Annotated in this window: 23 protein-coding genes; 15 read left to right on the top strand and 8 right to left on the bottom strand. The window is 55.5% G+C overall.

Annotated elements, in window-relative coordinates; genetic code table 11:
- The first annotated feature begins 38 nt into the window (after positions 1-38).
- The 3 genes from H7848_RS11610 (at position 39) to H7848_RS11620 (ending at position 2,187) form a co-directional block, all read left to right on the top strand.
- A complete protein-coding gene (locus H7848_RS11610) occupies positions 39-1,217 on the top strand; it encodes a GNAT family N-acetyltransferase (protein WP_208351611.1) in 1,179 nt (392 codons plus the stop codon).
- A complete protein-coding gene (locus tag H7848_RS11615) occupies positions 1,214-1,513 on the top strand; it encodes a 4a-hydroxytetrahydrobiopterin dehydratase (protein WP_208351613.1) in 300 nt (99 codons plus the stop codon). The genes H7848_RS11610 and H7848_RS11615 overlap by 4 nt, the downstream gene beginning before the upstream one ends.
- A gap of 86 nt (positions 1,514-1,599) precedes the next feature.
- Positions 1,600-2,187: an HD domain-containing protein gene (locus H7848_RS11620; RefSeq protein WP_208351616.1), complete on the top strand. Its 588-nt coding sequence runs from the start codon at positions 1,600-1,602 to the stop codon at positions 2,185-2,187.
- Between the two features lie 56 nt (positions 2,188-2,243).
- On the opposite strand, the gene H7848_RS11625 is transcribed toward H7848_RS11620, so the two are convergent.
- Positions 2,244-3,272: an extracellular solute-binding protein gene (locus H7848_RS11625; RefSeq protein ID WP_208351618.1), complete on the bottom strand. Its 1,029-nt coding sequence runs from the start codon at positions 3,270-3,272 to the stop codon at positions 2,244-2,246.
- A gap of 351 nt (positions 3,273-3,623) precedes the next feature.
- Here H7848_RS11625 and H7848_RS11630 point away from each other — a divergent pair, with 351 nt between their 5' ends.
- A complete protein-coding gene (locus H7848_RS11630; RefSeq protein WP_208351621.1) occupies positions 3,624-3,974 on the top strand; it encodes a hypothetical protein in 351 nt (116 codons plus the stop codon).
- A gap of 191 nt (positions 3,975-4,165) precedes the next feature.
- Here H7848_RS11630 and argB read toward each other — a convergent pair whose 3' ends face one another.
- Positions 4,166-5,032 (bottom strand): acetylglutamate kinase, encoded by an 867-nt coding sequence (gene argB, locus H7848_RS11635; protein ID WP_208351625.1) that lies wholly within the window; start codon positions 5,030-5,032, stop codon positions 4,166-4,168.
- Between the two features lie 111 nt (positions 5,033-5,143).
- On the opposite strand from argB, the gene H7848_RS11640 reads away from it, so the two are divergent.
- Together H7848_RS11640 and H7848_RS11645 are read left to right on the top strand one after the other, a co-directional pair.
- Positions 5,144-5,884: an SDR family NAD(P)-dependent oxidoreductase gene (locus H7848_RS11640; RefSeq protein WP_208351627.1), complete on the top strand. Its 741-nt coding sequence runs from the start codon at positions 5,144-5,146 to the stop codon at positions 5,882-5,884.
- Positions 5,885-6,262: 378 nt separating this feature from the next.
- Positions 6,263-7,180, top strand: coding sequence for an LAPAL motif-containing putative phage structural protein (locus H7848_RS11645; RefSeq protein WP_208351629.1), 918 nt, complete (start codon positions 6,263-6,265; stop codon positions 7,178-7,180).
- A 305-nt stretch (positions 7,181-7,485) separates the two neighbouring features.
- Here H7848_RS11645 and H7848_RS11650 read toward each other — a convergent pair whose 3' ends face one another.
- A complete protein-coding gene (locus H7848_RS11650) occupies positions 7,486-7,713 on the bottom strand; it encodes a sulfurtransferase TusA family protein (protein ID WP_208351631.1) in 228 nt (75 codons plus the stop codon).
- A gap of 92 nt (positions 7,714-7,805) precedes the next feature.
- Here H7848_RS11650 and H7848_RS11655 point away from each other — a divergent pair, with 92 nt between their 5' ends.
- The 8 genes from H7848_RS11655 to H7848_RS11690 all read left to right on the top strand — a co-directional run bounded on the left by H7848_RS11655 (position 7,806) and on the right by H7848_RS11690 (position 19,281).
- Entirely contained in the window at positions 7,806-8,558 is a 753-nt protein-coding gene (locus H7848_RS11655) for a cytochrome c biogenesis CcdA family protein (protein WP_208351633.1), read from the top strand.
- A gap of 59 nt (positions 8,559-8,617) precedes the next feature.
- Complete coding sequence (locus H7848_RS11660; protein ID WP_208351636.1) at positions 8,618-9,826, top strand: hypothetical protein; 1,209 nt, start codon at positions 8,618-8,620, stop codon at positions 9,824-9,826.
- 50 nt (positions 9,827-9,876) lie between these two features.
- Positions 9,877-11,196: a cytochrome P450 gene (locus tag H7848_RS11665; RefSeq protein WP_208351645.1), complete on the top strand. Its 1,320-nt coding sequence runs from the start codon at positions 9,877-9,879 to the stop codon at positions 11,194-11,196.
- A gap of 177 nt (positions 11,197-11,373) precedes the next feature.
- Positions 11,374-12,375: a TAXI family TRAP transporter solute-binding subunit gene (locus H7848_RS11670; RefSeq protein ID WP_237072711.1), complete on the top strand. Its 1,002-nt coding sequence runs from the start codon at positions 11,374-11,376 to the stop codon at positions 12,373-12,375.
- A gap of 96 nt (positions 12,376-12,471) precedes the next feature.
- The gene (locus tag H7848_RS11675; RefSeq protein ID WP_208351647.1) at positions 12,472-14,763 is read left to right on the top strand and encodes a TRAP transporter permease; all 2,292 of its coding nucleotides are present in this window, start codon (positions 12,472-12,474) and stop codon (positions 14,761-14,763) included.
- A gap of 140 nt (positions 14,764-14,903) precedes the next feature.
- Positions 14,904-16,055 (top strand): UDP-galactopyranose mutase, encoded by a 1,152-nt coding sequence (gene glf, locus H7848_RS11680; protein WP_208351651.1) that lies wholly within the window; start codon positions 14,904-14,906, stop codon positions 16,053-16,055.
- A gap of 87 nt (positions 16,056-16,142) precedes the next feature.
- The gene (locus H7848_RS11685; protein ID WP_208351652.1) at positions 16,143-17,402 is read left to right on the top strand and encodes a hypothetical protein; all 1,260 of its coding nucleotides are present in this window, start codon (positions 16,143-16,145) and stop codon (positions 17,400-17,402) included.
- A 19-nt stretch (positions 17,403-17,421) separates the two neighbouring features.
- Positions 17,422-19,281 carry a hypothetical protein gene (locus H7848_RS11690; protein WP_208351654.1) on the top strand — a complete coding sequence of 620 codons (1,860 nt, stop codon included), beginning with the start codon at positions 17,422-17,424 and terminating at the stop codon, positions 19,279-19,281.
- A 34-nt stretch (positions 19,282-19,315) separates the two neighbouring features.
- Here H7848_RS11690 and H7848_RS11695 read toward each other — a convergent pair whose 3' ends face one another.
- Genes H7848_RS11695 through H7848_RS11710 form a run of 4 tightly spaced genes read right to left on the bottom strand, consistent with a single transcriptional unit; the run spans position 19,316 to position 22,236 of the window.
- Positions 19,316-19,921 carry a pyridoxamine 5'-phosphate oxidase family protein gene (locus H7848_RS11695; RefSeq protein WP_208351656.1) on the bottom strand — a complete coding sequence of 202 codons (606 nt, stop codon included), beginning with the start codon at positions 19,919-19,921 and terminating at the stop codon, positions 19,316-19,318.
- Between the two features lie 13 nt (positions 19,922-19,934).
- A complete protein-coding gene (locus tag H7848_RS11700; RefSeq protein ID WP_208351658.1) occupies positions 19,935-20,666 on the bottom strand; it encodes a lysophospholipid acyltransferase family protein in 732 nt (243 codons plus the stop codon).
- Positions 20,666-21,568, bottom strand: a complete 903-nt coding sequence (locus H7848_RS11705; RefSeq protein ID WP_208351661.1) for a cell division protein FtsX — start codon at positions 21,566-21,568, stop codon at positions 20,666-20,668. The genes H7848_RS11700 and H7848_RS11705 overlap by 1 nt, the downstream gene beginning before the upstream one ends.
- Entirely contained in the window at positions 21,568-22,236 is a 669-nt protein-coding gene (locus tag H7848_RS11710; protein WP_208351675.1) for a cell division ATP-binding protein FtsE, read from the bottom strand. The genes H7848_RS11705 and H7848_RS11710 overlap by 1 nt, the downstream gene beginning before the upstream one ends.
- A gap of 159 nt (positions 22,237-22,395) precedes the next feature.
- On the opposite strand from H7848_RS11710, the gene H7848_RS11715 reads away from it, so the two are divergent.
- Entirely contained in the window at positions 22,396-23,148 is a 753-nt protein-coding gene (locus H7848_RS11715; protein ID WP_208351678.1) for a zinc-ribbon domain-containing protein, read from the top strand.
- Positions 23,149-23,167: 19 nt separating this feature from the next.
- On the opposite strand, the gene H7848_RS11720 is transcribed toward H7848_RS11715, so the two are convergent.
- Positions 23,168-23,971: a protein-disulfide reductase DsbD domain-containing protein gene (locus H7848_RS11720; RefSeq protein WP_208351681.1), complete on the bottom strand. Its 804-nt coding sequence runs from the start codon at positions 23,969-23,971 to the stop codon at positions 23,168-23,170.
- Between the last annotated feature and the right edge of the window lie 25 nt (positions 23,972-23,996).

The following is a 23,996-nucleotide window of genomic DNA, read 5'->3' on the forward strand; positions in this document are numbered from 1 at the left end:
GCGGCTCCACCTAACAGCACAAGCGCAGGAGGTCAGCCATGGACGGCGCGGCGATTGAGGTCAACATCACAGGCAGCATCACGCAAATCGGTCAGACCGACTGGGATGCCTGTGCCTGCCCAGATGACGGTCGGCCCGCGGATCCCTTCACCACCTATCGTTTCCTGAAGGCGCTGGAAGACAGCAGATCGGTCGGCGCCGGGTCCGGCTGGCAGCCGCAGTATCTGTCCGCGCATCTGGATGGTCAGGTGATCGCCGTCGCGCCGATGTACGCCAAAAGCCACAGCCAGGGCGAATATATCTTCGATCACAACTGGGCCAGCGCCTATACCCAGGCGGGCGGGCGGTACTATCCGAAACTGCAGATCGCCGTGCCCTTTACCCCCGCCACCGGTCGCCGGTTTCTGACCCGGCCGGGATATGAGACGCTTGGCCAATCCGCGCTGGTGCAGGGTGCCGTGCAACTGGCCGCCGACAACCGCCTGTCATCGCTGCACATCACCTTTTGCACTGAGGATGAGGCGCAGGCCGGCGAAGCCATGGGCCTGTTGCCCCGCATCAGCCAACAGTTCCACTGGTTGAACCATGATTACGCCGATTTTGATGCCTTCCTGGCCTCGCTCAGTTCGCGCAAACGCAAGAATATCCGCAAGGAACGCCAGCAGGCGCAGGATTTCGGTGGGCGCATTCTGGCGCTGACGGGCGATGACATTCAGCCCGACCACTGGGATGCCTTCTGGGAATTCTATCAGAACACCGGCGCGCGCAAATGGGGTACGCCCTATCTGACCCGCCGGTTTTTCGACTGCGCCCAAGAAACCCTGCGCGATGATATGCTGTTGGTGCTGGCCGAACGCGATGGGCGCTATGTGGCGGGCGCGCTGAATTTTATCGGCCGCGAAACGCTTTACGGCCGCTATTGGGGCTGCGTCGAACACCACCCCTGCCTGCATTTTGAACTGTGCTATTATCAGGCTATCGACTTTGCGATCCAACAGGGCCTGGCCCGCGTCGAAGCCGGTGCCCAGGGCAGCCATAAACTGGCCCGCGGATACATGCCCACGACCACCCATTCCCTGCACTGGATGGCCGACGACGGTTTTCGCGACGCCATCGCACGATACCTGCAGGCCGAGCGTGAGGCGATCGATGAAGAAATCGAAATTCTGACCGACTACGGCCCCTTCAAGAAAGTTCAGATAGAGGAACAGGAATGAGTGAGAAACTGGAAGGCGATGCCCTGAAATCGGCGCTGGATCAGTTGTCAGACGCCGGTTGGAGCCATGATCCCGACCGTGACGCGATCCACAAAAGCTATAAGTTCAAGGATTTTGTGGGTGCCTTTGGCTTTATGTCGCAATGCGCGCTCTGGGCCGAAAAAATGAACCACCACCCCGAATGGTCCAATGTTTACAGCACCGTAGACGTGACCCTGACCACCCACGACGTCAGCGGCCTGTCCGACCTGGACGTCAAACTGGCCGCGAAAATGGATGCCTTGGCGGCGGCTTGAACTGTTCCAAGGCAATAAAATCTGCCCGCCTCTGGACAGCGCGCCGCACGACGGATAGCCCTGCGCCATCGCAATAAGGGGGCAACATGGCAGCACGGGCATGGCAGCGGATGCTTTCGGGGCGGCGGCTTGATCTGCTGGACCCGACGCCGATGGATATCGAGATCGAAGATATCGCCCACGGGCTGGCTTTTGTGGCGCGCTGGAACGGGCAAACCCTTGGCGATTATGCCTATTCCGTGGCCGAACATTCGCTGCTGGTCGAAGACATCTTTGCCCGCGAAAACCCCTCGGCCCCTGTCAAATGGCGCTTGGCCGCATTGCTGCACGATGCACCCGAGTATGTGATCGGCGACATGATTTCACCCGTCAAGGCCGCCGTCGGTCCCGGCTACGGCGCACTGGACGACCGGCTGGCGGCCGCGATCCATTTGCGCTTTGGTCTGCCCGCCGTTCTGCCCGTAAAGATCAAAAAGCAGATCAAGAAAGCCGATAAAACCAGCGCCTGGATGGAGGCCGTTCAGATCGCCGGCTTTACCGAGGTCGAGGCGAACAAATTCTTCGGCAAACCCGACCCCGCACTGTGCAAATCGTTGGAAATCCGCCTTCGTGAACCCGTCGCTGTGCGGAACAGCTATCTGAAAAGACACACAGAATTATTGTCGCAGATATAGAAAAGGGCGCAGGTGGGTATGGCACCTGCGCCCTTGGTCTTCAAGAGTTCAAGCTGTTATTCCCAGCCGACCTCATTGAAGATGGTCTGTGCCGTTCCCACGTTTTTCGCAACCATCGACAGGTCGACATCATCGGGCTTGAAGAACCCAAGCTGCGCCACGCTGGGTGACAGGGCGACACCGGGCACCGCCGGATATTCGTCGTTCCCGGCTGAAAAATATTCCTGCGCCTGATCGCTGGCCAGATATTCCAGGAAACGGATCGCATTTTCCCGGTTTGGGGCGTTCACGGCCACGCCGCCGCCCGACAGGTTCATATGCGCGCCATGGCCGCCCTGATCGGGGAAGACCCAGCCGATCATATCCAGGCTGTCGCTGACCCCATCCACAGGTTTGCGGATCGCGCGGGCAAAGTAATAAGTGTTCGAGATCGAGATATCGCATTCCCCCGACACCAGACCGCGCAGCTGGTCCGTATCGCCGCCCTGCGGATCGCGGGCAAAGTTGTTGACGACGCCTTGGGCCCATGCGCGGGCGGCCTCTTCCCCGTCGTTTTCAATGATCGCGGCCAGAATCGTCTGTGAATAAACATTGGTCGAGGACCGGTGACACACCTGACCCTCGTACTGCGTATCGGCCAGATCGGCATATGTTTGCGGCGGGTTTTCAACATCATTGCGGTCATAGAAGATGATCCGCGCGCGCTGTGACAGGCCGAACCACTGGTTGTCGGCATCCTGTAGATATGCGGGCACGCGGGCTTCCAGAACGTCTGACTCGATCGATTGCAGCAGGCCCATTTCCTTGGCCCGTTCCAGGCGCGATGTATCGACCGTCAGCAGGACGTCGGCAGGGCTGTTTGCCCCTTCGGCCTGCATCCGGGTCAAAAGTTCGTCCGCATTGCCTTCGATCCGGCGAACGGTGATGCCGGTTGCTTCCTCAAAATCGGAATAAAGCCGTTCATCGGTATCATAGTGACGCGATGAATACAGGTTCACGACCTCATCCGCATAGGCCAATGACGGTGCCGCAATGCCAGCCGCAACGACAAGTGCCAGTGCTGAAACATGTCTTCTTTCAGTCATCTAAGGCTCCCTCACCTTGTGTTGAATAATTCTTACAAAAACTATCAGTTACCAGAAGGCCTGACGGGCGCAAGCCTTTTCTGATTATTTTTATCGGAATAAATGCCTTGTTTGCGAAACAAAAAAATATGGACAGATGTAAATGCAGTGTATGACTCAACAATAATGGCGAATAGTTTGGACTGAGATTGATCTATTTTTGATGGTTATGGTGTTCAGCACATCATTTGTGTAGGCTGAAACACTGCAACTGGCCAATACGATTTATCAGGTGCAGCAGGACTGGGTCGCACGAAGATTCGACAATGGTTTGCGTATTCATTTCAATGACGTCGACGACTGCTGGAGCAGATGGAACTGCCCGACAAAGGGTTCCGGTTCAAAGGCGTTCAGTCCAGCTTTTTCTATACAGGTTTCACGCCTGGCAGTGGTATTTCCGGTGGGATATCGTCGTCAAGTGAGATCGTCTTTTACCACGACGGCACCTTCACATCGGACCACTTTTCCGGCGCCTTCGATAATTTCGACAACGGGGGCGGGTTTGCGACATCGAAAGAAACCAATGACGTCCGCGACCGCTATGAGGTCGGTGACGGTGTGATCCGAATGCAGATGCCCGACGGCCAGATCACCACCCAGCCCTTTTTCCTGGATGCGGACAACGGGATTATACTGGACGGCGAACCTCTGTCGGATGAATGACGCATCACATGGGCCTTTTGCTACAATAGCTACTTAAAGTCTGAGGGCAGCGCCGACCCGAGGGTGGCGCAATCGCGCCGTGTCGTGCTGAAAGCACGCCCTCGGCGTGACGGGGCGGGTCGGCGCGGCCCGGTGTTTCACACCGGGCGGGAAAAGCGACATATCTTACCGAAGCATAGCAGGCAAACACTCTACCCCCCCCGAATGATCGACCCCGCCCCGTGATCCGTAAACAGCTCTAACAAACACGCATTCGGCGCACGGCCATCCAGAATGACCACGGCCCGCACACCGCCCTCAATCGCCGTCAGCGCTGTTTCCGTCTTGGGGATCATGCCGCCCGCAATCGTTCCATCCGCCGTCATGGCCCGGATCTGGGCCGAGGTCAGCTCGGTCACCACATCCCCACCCTTGTCCTTGACCCCCGACACATCGGTCAGCAACAACAACCGATCCGCCTTCAGCGCCGCCGCAATCGCGCCCGCCGCCGTGTCACCGTTGACGTTATAGGTCTCGCCCCCACGGCCCCCACCAAGGGGCGCAATCACCGGGATCGTGTCATCGCGAAACAGCGTGTGCAGAACGCCCGTATCCACCTGCGCCGGCGTTCCGACAAAGCCCAGATCGGGGTCCGTCTGATCACAGATCATCAGATTGGCATCCTTCCCCGACAACCCGACAGCCTTACCCCCCTGCCGGTTGATCGCCTGCACAATCCGCTTGTTCACACGGCCCGACAGCACCATCTCGACCACCTCAACGGTCGCCGCATCGGTCACGCGCTTGCCGTTCACAAAATCGGACGTGATCTGCAGCTTATCCAGCATCTGGTTGATCATCGGCCCGCCGCCATGCACGATCACCGGGTTCACCCCCACCTGCCGCATCAGCACGATATCCCGCGCAAAGCTTTCCATCGCGGCATCATCGCCCATCGCGTGACCGCCAAACTTGATCACGACAATCGCCCCGTCATAGCGCTGCAAATACGGCAAAGCCTCGGAAAGTGTGCGGGCTGTGGTGATCCAATCGCGGTTCATGGCTGTCTGCTTTTTCATCATCTGCTGTCCCTTTGCCCCCCGTCGTAAGGCGTTCGGGCCCGACTGCCAAGGCCCGCGTTGCCATCGCAGATCAGACTGCTAGGCTAGACGCGGATCGGAGACTCGCCCATGGCCACCAACGCATCACAACGCACCCTGCTTCTGACCGGCGCCAGCCGGGGGATCGGCCACGCCACCGTGCAGCGGTTCAACAAGGAAGGCTGGCGCGTCATCACCTGTTCACGCCACCCCTTTCCCAACGAATGTCCCTGGGGCGGCGGCATCGACAACCACGTCCAGATCGACCTGGCCGACCCGAACGACACGATCAACGCGATTGAGACGATCCGGGCCAAGCTCAACGGTCGTCTGGACGCGCTGGTCAACAACGCCGGTATCTCGCCCAAGGGTCCTGAGGGCGAACGCCTGAACACCATCGACACCGACCTGCGCACCTGGGGCCATGTCTTTCACGTGAACTTCTTCGCCTCGGTCGTGCTGGCGCGCGGGCTAAAGGATGAACTGACCGCGGCCAAGGGATCGGTGGTGAATGTGACGTCGATCGCGGGCAGCCGCGTGCACCCCTTTGCGGGCGCGGCCTATTCCACGTCCAAAGCCGCCTTGGCCGCTCTGACGCGCGAAATGGCCCATGACTTCGGCCCGCTCGGCGTGCGCGTGAACGCGATAGCGCCGGGCGAGGTCGAAACCTCAATCCTGTCGCCGGGCACCGAGAAGATCGTCGAAAACCTGCCCCTGCGCCGCCTGGGTCAACCGGCCGAGGTCGCCGACGTGATCTATTTCCTCTGCTCGAACCAGTCCACCTACGTCACCGGAACCGAGATTGAGGTCAACGCCGGCCAACACGTCTGACGCATCAACCTAGTTGTCACAAAGTCCAAAGGGCAGCGCCCGACCCGAGTGTGCACACAAAGCGCCAACCCATTCCCCACCAAACAGCACTCGACACCCACCCCGCCCGGTGGGCACCACCGGGCAGCGCCCGACCCGCCCCCATGGGCGGGCGCTTTCAGCCCCCACCCGCGGGCCGGTCGCTGCCCTCATAGCTTAAGTGGATTGTTCTTGCTCATTAATAGTTGCAACAAAAAACAAAAATGGCTGCGCTTGTCTGTAGTTTCATTGATATCGTTGGGCTTTCAAACGTCCACTTCACAATGAATATGTCTTTAAGAACCGCAGTTGACGCGTTTATTCACGTTAAGTAGCCTCAACAAAAAGCGGGAAAATTATTTGGATAACGCATCATTTAGCATTGCTTTCGAGGGACAGCCCTTTGACAAAGGTGAGATTGACATCAAAGACTTAGCGCCCGCACTGTTGGCACTTGGCGATATTGTGCAATCAGCCAACAAAGCGTTAAATGGTGACCGCGCAGAGGCTCGTCTCAAAGTTAGGGCAACTAAAGAAGGCTCGTTTGAGGCTCTTCTCGCGTTAGATGTAAGTTGGATAACTGATATGCTTGATTTAGCGGCAGCAAATCCAGACCGTATGTCTGCTGCAAAGGACATAGTTGATCTTCTTTTTAAAGCTGGGGGCGGCGTTGGAGCAACGACGATAGGGGTCGTCCAAGCTCTGAAATTCTTCAGAGGTAAAAAACCAGAAAAAATTGAAGAAAAATCCTCGGTTGTATCGATAACTATCGACAACACTACCATTCAGATGGAGCCACAAGCTTTCACGCTACTTCGTGATCAAGCTACTAGAGAGAAAATAGAAAAGTTCAGCAAACGGACCCTAAACATAAATGGACTTGATAGTGTCAGGATTGAGGGTGGTGCAGATAAAGAGCCACTTTCGATCACCAGCAGTGAAATGTCAGCTCTTCGCATTCCTGAACCAAGTGACGACGAAGTTGAAACACAAATCAACCATCTGACACTTTGGTTAAAGCTAGTAACGCCACAATTTGAGGATGGCTATAAATGGCGTTTCTCAGATGGCGGCGAACATCGATTTACCGCCATTATGGAAGACACAGATTTCTTGAATCCAGTCTTGGCCGGTGATGTAACTATGAGTGCAAATGATACACTCAGATGCTTGATCAGAGAAGAACAAGAAATACGTGGTGGTAACATCGTCAAGACGGTCTTTGTTGAAAGAGTATATGACCATCGCAGAGGTGACACTCAATTGAGGCTGATTTAAATAAGCCTGTTTATCCCTGATATCTTAACCAACCTCAAAAAGTTAACACCACCCAACCCCTTAACACCCCCTTCCTTCACCGTACGCATTGACAGCTTTTTCACCCGTCGGGAATCGTACAAACCGCATTTTCAGTTCGTACAAAACCTGCGTACGAAACGTACGTTTTGTCACAAACGTGCCGAGGCAGTCCTGCAAATCCACCAAAAATGTGCAATTTGCACATGCGATATCACACCCGCACGGTGGGGTAAGGGTTATGACGCTGCGTCTTTTGCACCTCGCCTATAAGCCTCTGAAATCAGTCAGCTTTTCCGGATATAGTAAACCTGCGCGCCGTCGATGTCGGCGTGGTCCAACAGCTCATGCCCCGCCTCGGTGCAGAAATGCGGCACGTCCACAATCGCCGCGGGGTCATCCGCCCTGATCCGCAGCACCGCGCCTTTTTCCATCGTTTTCAATCGCTTACGGGCCTTCAACACCGGCAGCGGGCACAACAGCCCCAAAGCATCCAGATCTTCGTCATAGGTCATATCGCTGACTTAGGCACAGTGTTACATTTTGTCCACGCATATGTGACCACCACCCCCGTGACGCCGCCCCCCACCTGCGTTATGTGAAATGAATGTTCGAAACCTCAGTCATAGACGTATCGCTGATGCCCGGCCTGATGATCGCCCTGATCGCCGGGTTCTTTTCGTTCATCAGCCCCTGCGTCTTGCCCATCGTGCCGCCCTATCTGGCGTATATGAGCGGGACGTCCCTGACCGACGTCGGGCAAAGCACAGTGGCGCGCGGCAAGGTCATGACCTCGGCCTTATTTTTCGTTATGGGGCTGGCGGTTGTGTTCATATTTCTGGGGTTCACGGCATCTCTGGTCGGACAGTTTTATCTGCAATATCAGACACATCTGACGATTGCCGCAGGTGTCGTGATTACCGCATTCGGCGGGCATTTTCTGGGGCTTTACCGCATCCGGTTTCTGGACAGCGAAATGCGGTTTGACGCAGGCGATCAGGGCGGCACGGCCTTTGGGGCCTTTGTCCTGGGCCTGGCCTTCGCCTTTGGCTGGACCCCCTGCATCGGTCCGCAGCTTGGCGCCATTCTGGGTCTGGCCGCGTCCGAGGCCGACGTGGCGCGCGGCACATCCCTGCTGGCAGCCTATGCGATCGGGATGGGCATCCCCTTTCTGCTGGTCGCGGCATTTCTGCCCAGTCTGACCGGTGCGCTCGAGTGGACCAAGCGCAATATGAAGGTCATAGAAAAATCGATGGGCGTTCTGCTGGTGGTCGTTGGCGTCATGATGATGACCGGCACATTCACCGATTTCAGTCTGTGGCTGAACGAACAGTTCCCTGCCCTGCAGGCTTTTGGCTGATTTCAGTAGCTTAATCTTAGGATTACTCTGTATTATGGTCGCTCAGACAAAGGGCGATCATGGCGACCAAAGTGGCGAAATCGGTTCAGAAACGGCGGGTGTTTTACATACCCGGCTACGACCCGTTTCCGCCGCGCCGATACCGCGAATTGTATCGCGAAGAAAGCCGAAAGCAGGCGGCGATTTCGGGGTATGAGATTGCGCTGACATCAGACAAGGGGTCGGCGAATTACGGTTGGATCATCGACAGCCGGATCGATGGTCAGGCCGTTTCCACGCAGATGGAGGTGTTGGTCTGGACCGATCTGGTGCGGACATCGATGGTGCAAAGTATTCCGGCGACCTATGCGCAGTTGGTCCGGACGGCCTGGATCTATATCGCGACCGGTACGCTTTGGCGGCTGACATGGTTGCGGAAGGGGCCTGTGATCGCAGCGCTTTATCCGATTGTAATGTTGCTGGTGCAGCTTTTGACGGCTGTCGGTCTGACTTACGGCGCCGCGCGGCTGCTGGGCGCACTGCACCCGATGGCGGCGTGGCTGGGGCTGGTCGTGATACCGTTTGTGCTGGTCGGTTTTCGAAAGAAGGACAACATCTTTTTTGCCTATTATCTGATGCATGATTACGCCTATTCCGCGCGGTTACAGGGCGCAACGCCGCCTGATCTGCAAGACCGGATGGATCAGTTTCGGGATCAGATCGCGCAGGCGATGCAATCGGATGTGGATGAAGTTCTGGTGATCGGACATTCGTCTGGCGCGCATCTGGCGATTTCGCTTCTCGCTGATTTGTTGCGGGATAGACCTGGGCCAACGGCTAAGCCCGCCCTGGCGCTTTTGACGCTTGGGCATGTGGTGCCGATGATCTCATTCCTACCGCGGGCCGATCAACTGCGCCGTGATCTGCGGTATCTGGGGCAATCGGAGGATCTGACCTGGGTTGATGTATCGGCCCCCGGTGATGGCTGTGCGTTTGCCTTGTGCGATCCGGTGGCCGTCAGTGGGGTGGCAACGGATAATCAAAAATGGCCGCTTGTTTTGTCGGCAGCATTCACGAAAACTCTGCAGCCAAAGACATGGAAATCCCTGCGGTGGAGGTTTTTTCGGCTGCATTTTCAGTATCTGTGCGCCTTTGATCGCCCCCGCTGGTATGATTATTTTCAGATAACCGCAGGGCCACTAACGCTGCAGGACCGTTATGCAACCCGGCGCCCGTCGAAATCGACGATCAATCGGCCGGCGTCAAAATATACATCGGTTGCCGCGTGACGGACCGAAAACCACCTAAGCCGAAATCGCGGGACGGCAATGTGTCTCTGATGCGGTACGCGTCGCTCTTTCGGCGCGATATTCTGTCGGCGCAGCCCGAACGGCTTTATCGTGCCTGGATGGCCGAATTTCGCACGCCGTTTTTCCGCAGCTATCTGATCAACCAACCCGATCTGGTGAAACAGGTCTTACAGGATGCGCCGCAGGATTTTCCAAAGTCCGATCGTGTGGGCGCCGGGCTGCGGCCGCTTTTGGGGGAAAGCGTTTTTGTCACGAACGGAGAGGTCTGGGAAAAGCAGCGCCGCATCATCGACCCGGCGTTTGAGGGCGGACGGCTGCGCGACACATATCCGGCGATGTATGCAGCGGGCGAAAGTGCTGTGGAACGGATCGGCCAATTGGCTGACGGACAGCGCGTGGATATCGAACCTGAAACCAGCCATGCCGCCGCTGATGTGATCTTTCGGACGCTGTTTTCCATTCCAATCGATCACCACATCGCACAACGGGTTTTTCAGGAATTTCGCGACTATCAACGCACCCAACCCATTCTGAACCTGGCCGCCTTTCTGCCGCGTCTGAAATGGATGCCCAGGTTATTCCGCCCCAGCACCCTACGGGCCGCGCGGTCGATCAGGTTGCTGATCAAGGAACTGACGGCAGAGCGCATGAAGGCGATCAAGGACGGTAGCGCGCCCGATGATCTGGCGACCAAGATTATGACGACCCGTGATCCGGTCACAGGCGATCTTTTCAGCACAGATGAGATGGTCGATCAGGTTGCGATCTTCTTTCTGGCAGGGCATGAAACCAGCGCCTCGGCCTTGGCATGGGCGCTGTATCTGGTGGCGCTTTATCCGGAATGGCAGGATCGCATCGCGGCTGAGGCCGCCCATCTGAACCCCGATGACTTTGCCAGCCTGTCGAAACTGGTCACAACGCGCGATGTTTTTCGCGAAACGCTTCGGCTTTATCCGCCGGTTCCGATGATGGTGCGTGAGAATACTGTGGCCCAGACGTTTCGGGGTCGTAAGATCGCGGCCGGATCACAAATTGTTCTGTCGCCCTGGCATCTGCATCGTCACAGCCGTTTGTGGCACGCCCCCGATGACTTTGACCCGACCCGCTGGAAGTCTGAGAATGGCAAAACCTGTCAACGTACCGCGTTCATCCCATTTTCAGCCGGTCGCCGGGTGTGCATCGGTGCGGGGTTTGCAATGGCCGAAGGCGTTCTGCTTTTGGCAATTTTGGTTCGGCATTTTCGGTTTGAGGTGAATCATGCCACACCACCAATTCCGGTCGCCCATCTGACAGTACGCTCAAAAGAAGGCATTCAGTTGAAAATTTCACCAAGATCGCCGAAAATTTAACATTATTATAATATGATTAATCAATGTGTTGTATGTATAGCAGCAACATATGCAACACATGCCATTAATCGGTCATTTCGGCTTGAAGCCCGACCGTTTTTCTTCCTTATTGCCGCCCGAATGTGTGCACAATGCACGCAGGATAACTCTGCACATACATACACGGGAGGTATGATAATGACATCTATGCAGAAGTGCCTTGGACTGGTTGGGGTTGTAACAATCAGCGCGACAGCAGCTTTCGCTGACGCACACGCAGACCGGTCTGACTGGCCATCAAGCTTTACCGTTGCGACAGCATCACAAGGCGGAACGTACTTTGCCTACGGGTCGGGCTGGGCTAATCTTGTGGCTGACGAACTGGGTCTGTCCGGCGGTGGCGAAGTCACAGGTGGCCCCATGCAGAACATGGCGCTTGTTCACGCAGGCGACGCACAGTTTGGCATGACAACCATGGGTCCGGCAGCCGAATCACTGCAAGGGACAAACCCTATCGCACCTGGCCTTATGATGACCAGTTCCTGTGCGATGTTCCCGATGTACCAGACACCGTTTTCGGTGACTGCGCTGTCATCGTCGGGCATCACATCAATTGCTGACATCCCCGATGGCGCCCGCATCGGCTTTGGTCCCGCGGGTTCGACATCAGACACATACTTCCCACGTATGATGGAAGAACTGGGCGTGAACTTTGAGCGCCGTAACGGCGGCTGGTCTGACCTGGGCGGTCAGTTGCAAGATGGTCTGCTGGACGTGATTGCCTTTGCGGCGGGCGTTCCGGTTCCGGCTGTCAGCCAGTTGGAAGTTCAGACAGACGTGAACATCATTGAATTCACGGAAGAAGAACAAGCCACAATCATGGAAGCCTTCCCAGTGTCGGAATTCATGATTGCTGCGGATACATATACAACGCTTGAAGCAGACGCGCGGTCGGTTTCCATGTGGAACTTCGCCATTACGAACTGTGATCTTCCTGCCAGCTTTGTCGAAGCTGTTGTGGACGTGGTGATGTCGGACAACGAGCGTATGGTGAATATCCACCGTGCGGCCCGTTCCACGTTGCCTGAAAACTGGGACAAAAATCAGGTTCTGATGTGGCACCCCGGTGCGGCCAAGTGGTTCATGGAAAACGCGGGCGCTGAAATCCCCGACGACATGATCTACAAATCGGATATGTAATCTGAAAAACCATCGGCCGCCCCAGACATTGGGGCGGCCCATTTTGACATTCCCACAACACCGCCACACCCGCGCAATAATGAACAGGATCACCGAATGACCGCTCAGCCCCAAACCTCTGGACCCGTTATTGCCGAGGGCGTAGACGAAGAACCTGTTGAACGCAATCGCCGCCAGTTTGAGGGCAAGGCCTATATCTTCATCGCGATCCTTTCGACGGTTTACGCGGCCTTTCACATGGTTGCGCTGAACGGCGTATCGATCGAGGCGCTGACCGGATTGGATATTCCCTTCCTGCCGCAATTTCCGATTGAGACATGGAATTTCCGCATCCTGCACATCGCAGGCGCGCTGGTTTTGGGCTTTTTGCTGTTTTCTGCCTATACCTTTCCCGACGACGATGCGCCGAAATCGGGTTTGCCCGTGCTGTCTGTGCTGTCGGCGCTGTTGGTCATTCCCGCAATCTGGTCTGCCTGGACGGCGATCAGTTTCGTCATGTTCCTGAATTCAGGCCAAGCGATGGAGATGGGCGGCCGCGTCATCTGGATGTCAATGGCCCAGGTGCCGGACGCCTTTTCGGCCTATGCGGGCATCTATGATCGTGAAATCTATGGCTTCGGTATTCCCCTTTTGATCGCAACCTTTGGGGCAATAGTCCTCGGATGGTTTGAACGCCGCGACCGCAGCAAATTTGCGGTCTCAGACATCGTTTTGGCGATCTGCGCAATTGTGGTCTGTATCTACTTGATAACGGTTTACGGAACAGCTGCCCGGAATTCGGTCGGAACGGCCAATGTCCCGATTGGTGTGGCCTTTGCCGCAACCGCCGGATCGGCCCTTATCCTTGAACTGACACGCCGCGTGGCGGGTCTGGCGCTGGTGATCATTACGGCCGTGTTCCTGGTCTATGTTTTCACGGCACATCTGCTGCCTGGCATTCTGGCGGTATCCCGCCCCTATTCCTGGCAGCGGTTCTTCGGGCATGTCTATTCCGACGCTGGCATCCTTGGACCCACAACCGCCGTATCATCGACCTATATCATCCTGTTCATCATCTTCGCAGCCTTCCTGCAGGCATCGAAAGTGGGCGATTATTTCGTCAACTTCGCCTTTGCCGTCGCAGGGCGCGCACGGGGTGGCCCCGCCAAAGTGGCGATTTTTGCCTCGGGCCTGATGGGTATGATCAACGGCACATCGGCCGGTAATGTGGTGGCCACCGGGTCGCTGACCATCCCGCTGATGAAAAAGGTCGGCTATCACAAGAAAACCGCCGGTGCGATTGAGGCGGGGGCGTCGACCGGTGGTCAGATCATGCCACCGATCATGGGTGCAGGCGCCTTTATCATGGCTGAAATCACCGGCATTCCCTATCAAGAAATTGCGATAGCAGCCATCATTCCCGCGATACTTTATTTCGCATCGATCTACTTCATGGTCGATTTCGAAGCTGCGAAACTGGGCATGCGTGGAATGCGCGATGATGAAATCCCGAAGTTTGCCGATATGGCGCGTCAAGTCTTTTTGTTCCTGCCGATCATCATTCTGATTGTGGCGCTGTTCATGGGGTATTCGGTGATCCGGGCCGGTACGCTGGCCACTGTTGCAGCGGCTGTCGTCAGTTGGCTGACGCCTCATCGCATGGGGCCGGGGTCCGTGGTGAAAGCCTTTGAACTGGCAGGCACCATGTCGATCCAGATCATCGCGGTCTGTGCATGCGCTGGTATCATCGTTGGTGTGATTTCCCTGACCGGTGTCGGCGCGCGCTTCTCAAACCTGCTTTTGGGTCTTGCGGGCGTATCGCAATTGCTGGCGCTGTTCTTTGCGATGTGTATTGCGATCCTGCTTGGTATGGGTATGCCAACAACAGCGGCCTATGCGGTTGCTGCATCCGTCGTGGCACCCGGCCTGCAAGAACTGGGCATCCCTGCCCTAACGGCACACTTCTTTGTGTTCTACTTCGCCGTCGTGTCGGCAATCACCCCGCCCGTGGCGCTGGCCAGTTATGCGGCAGCGGGGATATCGGGGGCAAACCCGATGGAAACATCCGTCGCCTCATTCAAGATTGGTATCGCGGCCTTCGTTGTGCCCTTCATGTTCTTCTACAATTCGGCTTTGCTGATGGACGGCACATGGTTTGAGGTGATCCGCGCCGGTATCACGGCAGTTTTCGGGGTGTTCTTGCTAAGTGCGGGCGTACAAGGCTGGTTCATGGGGATGCGGGGTGTCTGGTTTACCCGTGTCGGCCTGATCATTGCAGCACTTTGCATGATTGAAGGCGGCATCATATCAGATCTGGTGGGCATTGGCCTGGCCGTCGCGGTCTTTCTGGTGTCGAAATTCGTCAAGCCGGAACCGGGTGCGTCCATCCCGATCCGCGGCGCAGACTGATTTATGAAGTAAAAAAACGGGCGGCGCTGAAATTCGGGGCCGCCTATAAAAACATACTGATATTTTTCTATTATTCTTAGTCTTCCTTGCCAGACATAGCATCGCCCTATTTGATGCACATAAGATTTTAGGAGCAGTCAATGGCTTTACGTTGTCTTATGGTGGGTGCCGGGCTGTCGGGTGCTGTGATTGGTCGTGCGCTGGCCGAAGCGGGGCATAATGTTATCGTCGTCGACGCGCGGGATCACATCGCAGGCAATTGCCATACGGAACGGGATGCCGCGACCGATGTCATGGTGCATGTCTATGGGCCGCATATTTTCCATACCGACGACGAAGAAGTCTGGAGCTACGTCAACCGGTTTGAAACCTTCCTGCCCTTCAAGAACCGGGTCAAAACCACATCGCAGGGCGCAGTTTATTCGCTGCCGATCAATCTGCACACGATCAATCAGTTCTTTGGCAAGACGCTGCGCCCGGATGAGGCCCGCGCGTTTCTGGAAAGCAAGGCCGACCTTTCCATCGACGACCCGCAAACCTTCGAAGAACAGGCCCTGCGCTTTGTGGGCCGCGATCTGTATGAGGCCTTTTTCAAAGGCTACACAATGAAGCAATGGGGCTGTTCGCCGTCTGAACTGCCTGCCTCAATCCTGAAACGGCTACCAGTGCGTTTTAACTACGACGACAACTATTTTTTTCATAAGTATCAGGGGATGCCCGAAAATGGCTATACTGCGATGGTGGAAAAAATACTGGATCATGACAACATCGCCGTCCGACTGAACACACGGGTTGGCCGCGCCGATATGGCTGACTACGATCATATCTTCTATTCCGGCCCGATCGATGGCTGGTTCGATTATGAACTGGGCCATCTTGGATACCGTACGTTGGATTTCGAACGGTTTGACTATGACGGTGATTATCAGGGATGCGCTGTGATGAACTATGGCGATATCGACGTGCCCTACACCCGTATAACCGAACACAAGCATTTTTCGCCGTGGGAAAATCGCAAAAAATCCGTGCTGTATCGCGAATACTCACGGGCCTGCACAGAAAGTGACATCCCCTACTACCCCATTCGTCAGGTCGCCGAGAAAACCCTGTTGGCCGAGTATATCAAGCTGGCGGAGCAAGAGAAAAACATAACCTTTGTCGGCCGCCTTGGCACCTATCGTTATCTTGATATGGACGTCACCATACGCGAAGCACTCGACTGCGCCCGTACCTGGCTGGCCGTGCAGGAAACAGGTCAAAAGATGCCGGTCTTTAATATATCTGTGCTATGAGCATGAGGCAGCGTAATAATTGGGACTGTCTGTGCCTGCGCAATTCCGTTAAATGCACCCTGAAGTCGTCACATAGTCATTGACCCGATGGTAGCCAAGTCAGCTCAGACACTCGTTAGTCTTTTCAAACGCATGATGGGCGAAAGTGAGGATATGCGCTGGCAGCCGAATGATGGCGCTGTGCAACGCATGATCTTTCATATCGGGCATCACAAAACCGGAACAACATCCCTGCAAAGCTTTCTATCGCAAAATTCGCTTGGTCTGGTTAAAGCCGGTATTCTTTATCCGTGGGTTGAACCCCAAGGCGCGGCCCTTTTTGCGGCAAAGGCGCTGCGCGGATATGATCTGGCAGAAGATCATCCGTTGAACCTGCGCGAAGCCCATAACGCATTGGCCTTCCGACTTTTATCTGAGGCTGTTCCGGGCCTGCGCGTGCCCACTGATCATCCGCATCTGCCTGCGTCCTTTCAGATGTTTTCGGCCATCAACAATCAAATCAAAGCACTACGACCCGATTATGTCGTTTTATGTTCCGAGGTGATGTCACATTTCGGAATGGCCGATGAAAAGTTGATCACGCGGCTTCGTACTGCGATTACACCCGCAGATGAAACGGTTATCTGGTGCACGCTTAGGCGTCCTGACGAACATCTTTTGTCATGGCATGGACAGCAGATTCGTTTTGGTCAGTCGCCTGAACGGCTTGATGATCCTGTCGCGGGGCTGAAGTTGGATTGGATACACGCCGACTATCGCAGCATGATCGAACCCTGGCAACGATTGATGCCCGAAGCGGCCCTGATACTTAGACCATATCAGAACACAGTGCAGAATGGCGGCTCAATCAATGATTTCAGACAGCATTCGGGCATGTCATTTCCCGATAATCTGATCGAAACAGGGAACATGAACATTGGGTTTCCACATGTTCTTTTGCCGCTGCTACGGCTGGCCAATGTACAACTATCACCAGAAGCCGCCGAGGATATGCGGGATAATCTGCCTAAACTGGTCGCTCGGTTTGATCTGCCGCCCAATGACGATATCGAACATTTTGGCCCGACATCACGCGACACATTAGTCAGCTTCTTCGCACCGGTTCATGACTATCTTGGACAAATCTCTGGCCGTGATCCATTCTTTCCGGATTTCGATGATATCAGTCAGTGTCGCCCTGTTCCGGTTGATAATGCATTGCGGCTTTTCCTTGATCAGGTCACAGGTGGTCACGACAATGTTCTGCAAACGAATGAGGCCCGTCAGTTTCTGTGGGACATACGACGAACTTTTCGTCCAGGCCCCCAGAACACAATGATGACAGCCGTACAATCCGCTGGCCATTGAAGGACCAGGACCAGCAATGATGGATGACAGTAAAAGCCTTCCAAACAGCCGGCCGGAAGACCCACTGTCATCTGATCACGGCAAATCAATAAAGAACATCACAGCGATTCATACATTGCAATCCATGGTTTTGCCCGACGCGGGTCTTGGATCAGAGTCCGAGCTTTATATTCGACCACATGGTTCAATTCGTCTGTCAGATGATAGTTCTATTTATCTGCGGACCGGTGCAGAGGTTCATTTCAACACCTGGTTCAATCTATTTAACATCGGCAAATGGGTCAGATTTTGCGATTTGCAGGACTTGCACCTTTCTGTCCGTGGCGCAGGTCATGTAGAACTGACTATCTATATGACCGATCCGCATAATGGACGTTCAGAGATCGGGTCCCAAGTCCTGTCATTGAACGGCGAATGCAAAACTGCCATCGACATCCCAGATCTAAGCGCAACTGACACACAGGGGGTTTTGTACTTTAGGCTGCGCGCTTTGGACGACACAACGTTAAACGGCGCATGTTGGCAAACACGCCAAACGCCGCGACGGGTACCCGAGCTGATGCTTGTCATCACGACATATCAGCGTGAACAGACCGTTGCAGTATCCATGAAGCGGTTTGAGGATTTCGTGGCAACGTCGGTTCTGGCACCGCATTTGCACCTGACGGTCATTGATAACGGCAACAGCATCGAACCGGCATCAACTGGCAAAATCACTATTGTCGCAAACCGCAATTTTGGCGGTGCAGGTGGCTTCGCCCGTGGTCTGATCGAAGCAGGCGAACAAGGAAGTACCCACTGCCTGTTCATGGATGATGATGCCGCGGTCCACATGGATGCTGTCGCACGTGCCTGGGCTTTTCTTGCTTTTGCACATGACCCGGATACGGCCGTTGCGGGTGCTATGATCAGCAACACCTGTAAATGGCAACTTTGGGAAAACGGTGCGATCTTCAACAACCTGTGTGTGCCCCAGTTCACCGGCACTGACCTGCGTGAGCAAGATCAGATCATATCGATGGAATATGAGACCAACCAACCTGCACCCAGGCTTATGTATGGCGGTTGGTGGTTCTTTGCTTTTCCAATCGCCAGTGTACGTCATATGCCTTTTCCGTTTTTCGTCCGCGGAGACGATATAAGTTTTGGTCTGGCAAATGATTTCAAGATCGTCCGCCTGAACGGCGTTGTGTCTTTTCAAGACGGCTTTGCGGGCAAGGAAAGCCCATTGGTGATGTATCTTGATCTACGTAACCACCTGGTTCATCATCTGGTTTTTCCAGAGCTTGAGGTGGGCTGGCATGGACTTACACGTATCGCATTATGGTTTTTTCTGAAGAGTCTGATCCGGCTGCATTATGAAACCATGACCGCACTGAATATGGCAGTTGAAGACGTCTTGCAGGGCCCCGATTTCTTCGGCCAAAACCCCGATTTTACCGAGCGACGAAAACAGTTGGCGGCCCTTCGGAAAAACGAAGCCTGGTCAGACAGGGAACTGCCGGTAGAGTTGTCCGAGCGACGGAATATCTCGTTTGAAAACCCCATAACGCGTGGCCTGATGAAGCTGACAGCAAATGGTCATTTGCTGCCATTTTTCCGACTGTACGGAAATCACCTGATCATGAGTCCCGAAACCAGAACTTATGTCAGACCCGCTTGGGGTGCTGCCAAAATCACCGTGATCAATCCGGAAACGGGCCAGAACTATACAGTAACGCACTCGAAATCAGCGGTATTTCGCGAAGGCTTTCGGATGATCAGAAACATCTGGAGACTATACCGCGCCTATCCAAAATTGGTCACCGACTGGCGAACGGGCTACGATAAACTAACCACAACCGACTACTGGAAAAGTGTCTTGAGACCGACGAAATAGGGCATCAGTCGGCAGAGCCATCCGTTTTCTGTTTTTACCACATCGTTTTTGCCGCGCGGGCGGGCCAGGCCTGGTCGTAGGGGGCGCCGCCCACTTCGCCTTTGGTCATGGCGGACAGTATTTCGCCGACCGTTGGCAGACCTTCGCTTTCATCACCGCGGGTCCAAAGGCCGGATCGGATCAGCGCGCGGGCGCATTGGGTGTAGATTTCGCGGATGCGAATGATGATGACACTTCGGGGGTTTTGGCCGGCCTGTTCGAACTGTGTCAGCATGGATGTGTTCCCAGTCAGCTTTGCTTCGCCATTCAGGCGGACAACGTTGTTTGACCCTGGGACCATAAACATCAGTGACACACGCCCATCGCGCACGATGTTTCGCAGGCTGTCGATCCGATTATTACCGCGCCAATCCGGCATCGCCAGTGTTTGGGGGTCGATTTCATGCACGACAGGGCCATCATCCCCCCGAGGGCTGCCGTCGGTGCCTTCGGGACCGACCGTCGACAGAACGCAAAACCGGGACGCCATAATCCAGCGGCGATATTCCGACGTCATCTGATGGGCGACCTTGCGCGTCGCCTCGGGGCGGGGTGCGCCATAAAGTTTTTCAAGATCGTCAATGCTGGTGATAAAGTCCATGAACCACCCCTTTTCACGTCAGATATTGCTGTGCCTCTTCCATCAACCGGTCCGAGGCCGCTTCGATACTGTCCACCATACGCGTCATGAAATCATCGCGCGATAGCCCCGGCGGGATGGGATCAAGAAACTCAACCACGGCAACACCAGGTTTGCGCATGATGCCCTTACGCGGCCAGAAAACACCAACATTTGTGGCCACCGGCACACAAGGCTGACCAAGCTGTTCGTATATCAGATAGGTGCCGATTTTATAGTCCGCCTTCACGCCCGGCGCGACGCGGGTGCCTTGCGGATAGATCACCAGTTGCCCAGGGTTCTGTCGACCGGCCGAGACATCTTCCAACATCTTGGGAATGGCCTTGCCGCGTTTGTTGCGGTCAACCGGCACGCAGCCCATGCGATAGGCATATTGACCGATAAAGGGTGCCCAAAGCAGTTCTTTCTTCATAATAAACTTCGGCATCGGGATGGCGGCATAGATCATCATGATGTCCAGAAAGGACTGGTGTTTGGCGGCGATCATGACCTCATCCGTCGGTGGTGTGCCGCGGATCTCGGTCCGAAGGCCCAGGATCCACTTTGCACTGAACTGAGCCCAACGGGCATATTGATAACAGGTCCACCGCGCGACCTTGCCGCTGAACATGGCCAAGGGGGCAAAACCAATCCCCATGATCGCCATTAAGATATAGATTTGAATGACATAGATCAGGGATCTGATCCATTGAACGACGTTGGTCACTAGGTAAGCTCCTGTAAAAGGCGAAGCGCGGCGGTGCGTGTCGCCGCAAAGGCAATCAGTGCAAAAAGCAAAGGCATCATCAAAGGCAACAGCCAGCCCAAACCTGTAAAGCCGATACCCGTCAGAAATCCTGCGGTTGCGGCCGCCGATGGCAGAAATGCAACGGTGATCGTTGCGATCAAGGCGCCTGCCCCGGCGCCCGTCAGTGTGCGCAGGGTAAACCGGCGCACGAACACCTTGGCGATAAAGGCATCCTTGGCCCCGATCCGCCGCAAAACCGAAATGGTTTTGAAATTACCTGCCAGTGACGCTTTGGCGCCCAGACTAACGATGGCCGCTGCCGTGGCCAGGATCAGCACAAGACTGGCCGCCGCCAAAATGCGCAGGCCCCTGGCCGAGCGGACAAGCGGGTCACGCCAGGCCGAATGATCGTCAAAACGCGCATTCGGCGCCTCGCCCTGAAGCCGCAGCACCAGTCCTTCGGCATCAAAGCCCTGGGGGGCGGGAATAACTTCGATCAGTTGTGGGATGGCCAGATTTTCGATGGGGATTTCGTCACCGAACCAGGGCGACAGCAGATCACGTTGTTCTTGCGGCGTCAGAGCGCGTGCGCTGGCCACACCTTCGGTCGTTTCCAGAACGCGCAGGGCGGCATCGGTCTGGGCCTGACGCTGATCCTGTGGGCCATCAACAATCACGGTGACGCTCTGCGCCATTTCCTGTGACCAGGTGTTTGCAAGCCGTCCGGCAGCCACGGCAATGGCCAAAGCGAAAACAGCCAGAAACGCCATCGTCGCCGCTGCGAAAAAGACCAGCCAGGCGGTATGACCGCGGGCCGGTACGATACCATCCGCCCGCAGATCACCCGCAAAAAAATCAAAAAACGCGCGCAGCCAAGCCATCACAAATCGACCTCGGCCAGTTGGACGTGGCCGTCTTTGATACGCAACACCCGCGTTGAAACCTGAGATTTGGCAGTGCGTATCAGATTAAGATCATGCGTGGCGATCAAAACGGTGGTGCCCATCTTGTTCAGCTCTAACAGCAGCGTCATGATGCGCTGCGACATCTCCCAATCAACATTACCTGTGGGTTCGTCCGCCAGCACCAATTCAGGCGCCATGATCAAGGCGCGCGCCAACGCCGCACGCTGTCGTTCGCCACCTGAAAGTTCGGGCGGGAAAGCATCGGCACGGTGCCCCAGCCCGACCCATGCCAGAAGTTCGGCAAAATCATCAGTTACAGATTTACCGCTGACCGTCAGCGGCAGACAGATGTTCTGGCTGATCGTCAAATGATCCAGGAAAGCACAGTCCTGGTGAACAAGACCGACACGGCGGCGCAACAGGGCCACCTGATCCCGGTCCATCCCATGTGCCGGCTGACCGAACAAAGTCACCTGGCCCGATGTCGGCAATAGCTCTGCATAAAGCAGTTTCAGCAAGGTCGATTTTCCGGCCCCTGACGGCCCGGTCAGAAAGTGAAATGACCCCGGGGCGATGCCAAAGGACATATCTGACAGAAGTGGTGTATCGTCGTAACGGTAACTTGCTGCCTCAAGCTGGATCACGTGACGTTCCCTGTTCTTTGGCCTCCGTAATGCCGCACAGTTTGGTGTGTTTCAATGATTTGCGTGCTTAATTTCATTGCTCTTCTGCTAAGTATTGTTAAACATAAGCGAAAATGCGCATGTAAAGCGTTGTAACCGTCATCGAGAGCAGGTGTCGATATGCGATTGAAATGTCCGAATTGTGGGGCACAGTATGAGATTTCCGAGGATGTGATCCCGGATCAGGGCCGTGATGTGCAATGTTCAAACTGCGGTCATACGTGGTTTCAGGGGCCCGATGCCCTTGGGCATGAAGACGATGAAGAGGTCGTCGAAGATGCTGAGGTCCAGGCTGAAACGACTGAGACTGACAACGAAGATGACCACGATACTGTTGCCGAAGATAGTGATGATGACGAAGACGGCCCCCCACCCGGCCGTCCCGCCCCCAAGCGACGTGAACTGCCGGAAGAAATCGCAAGCGTTTTGCGTCAGGAAGCCGAATTCGAAGTCCGCGCCCGTGACGCGACACCGGAACCGATTGAAACTCAGCCCGATCTGGGTTTGGTCGCAGGATCGGCCGAAGCGAAATCAGTCACAGCCCCCGTTATCGGGTCGGCGATCGCGGCGGGGTTAAGCGATGACAAACCGGCCGAGGATCTGCCGGACATCAACGACATCAATTCAACGCTGATCGCGCAAGCCCCCCCGGCGACGCAAACCGCCGACGCCGAACAGGCAAAAGGCGGTTTTGGCAAAGGCTTTCTGACAGTTGTTGCCATAGGTGCTGTCGCATTGGCCCTTTATGCCTATGCCCCACAGATCAGTCAGAGCGTTCCGGGACTATCGGCCGCGATGGAGGGCTATTCAGATACAATTGACGGTTTGAGGCTTTGGATCGACGGGACATTGCAACAGGTTGTCGCGTCATAGCCGCGGCCCAAACGGCAGCTCAGCCCGCTTTGCACCCATGAATATCGACGCTTGCTGTCCGGCGGATGACGGTGAACCGCAGCGTACTGCGATCCAGCATAATCGGACCACCGGAATCGCTTTGCATTTCAACCTTTACGGTCAGCATGTCGCCCTTACGATCTGTTGACGCCTCGCTGATCCAGATATCAGAATTATTCGCCTCAACTACCGCGATTTCCTCGCCCGGATCATTGCCAACGTAGGGCATACGGATCTGAGTCATTAGCTCAAGACCATCTGCGGTCGGGGCAATACGGCAGGTCACATCGCGAACGTCGGCTTCCTTGGCGGTCAGGGGCAGGTCAAGCAAAGCCGCAAAAACCTCAGGGTCCTTTTGGCCATCGTTGGGCAGACTTGCTCTGAATTTCAGGGTGGCCGGGATGCAGACATCTTTGCAGACCCCCAAATCAACCGACCCGCGCAGCCTGATGTTATTTTGCCGATCTGGCGTCAGCTTAATCGGGATAACGACCACATCGGAATACCCAAATGTGCGGAACCCGTCCTGATCATGAACTTGCGGAACAGGCCACAAAACATCGACCGCCCGAAGGTTTCGCGACCCGCGCCAACTGAATGTCGGTGGAATACCCGCATCCCCTGGCGCACGCCAATAGGTTTTCCAACCGGGCGCCATTGTCAGACGCAGCCCCGCCATATGCGTGCCTTCCGCGGTGCGCCAACCGGACAGCACGTCGGCCTTGATGACGTCATCCAGCGACTCAGCCCGCGCAAAGGTTGCAATACAAAGGAAGAGGGATATGGCAGCAGCTCTGATCATTTTTCCTACAATAGGCAGTCTTCTG

It is taken from the genome of Pseudaestuariivita rosea (assembly GCF_017592335.1).
GTDB lineage: Bacteria > Pseudomonadota > Alphaproteobacteria > Rhodobacterales > Rhodobacteraceae > Parasulfitobacter > Parasulfitobacter rosea.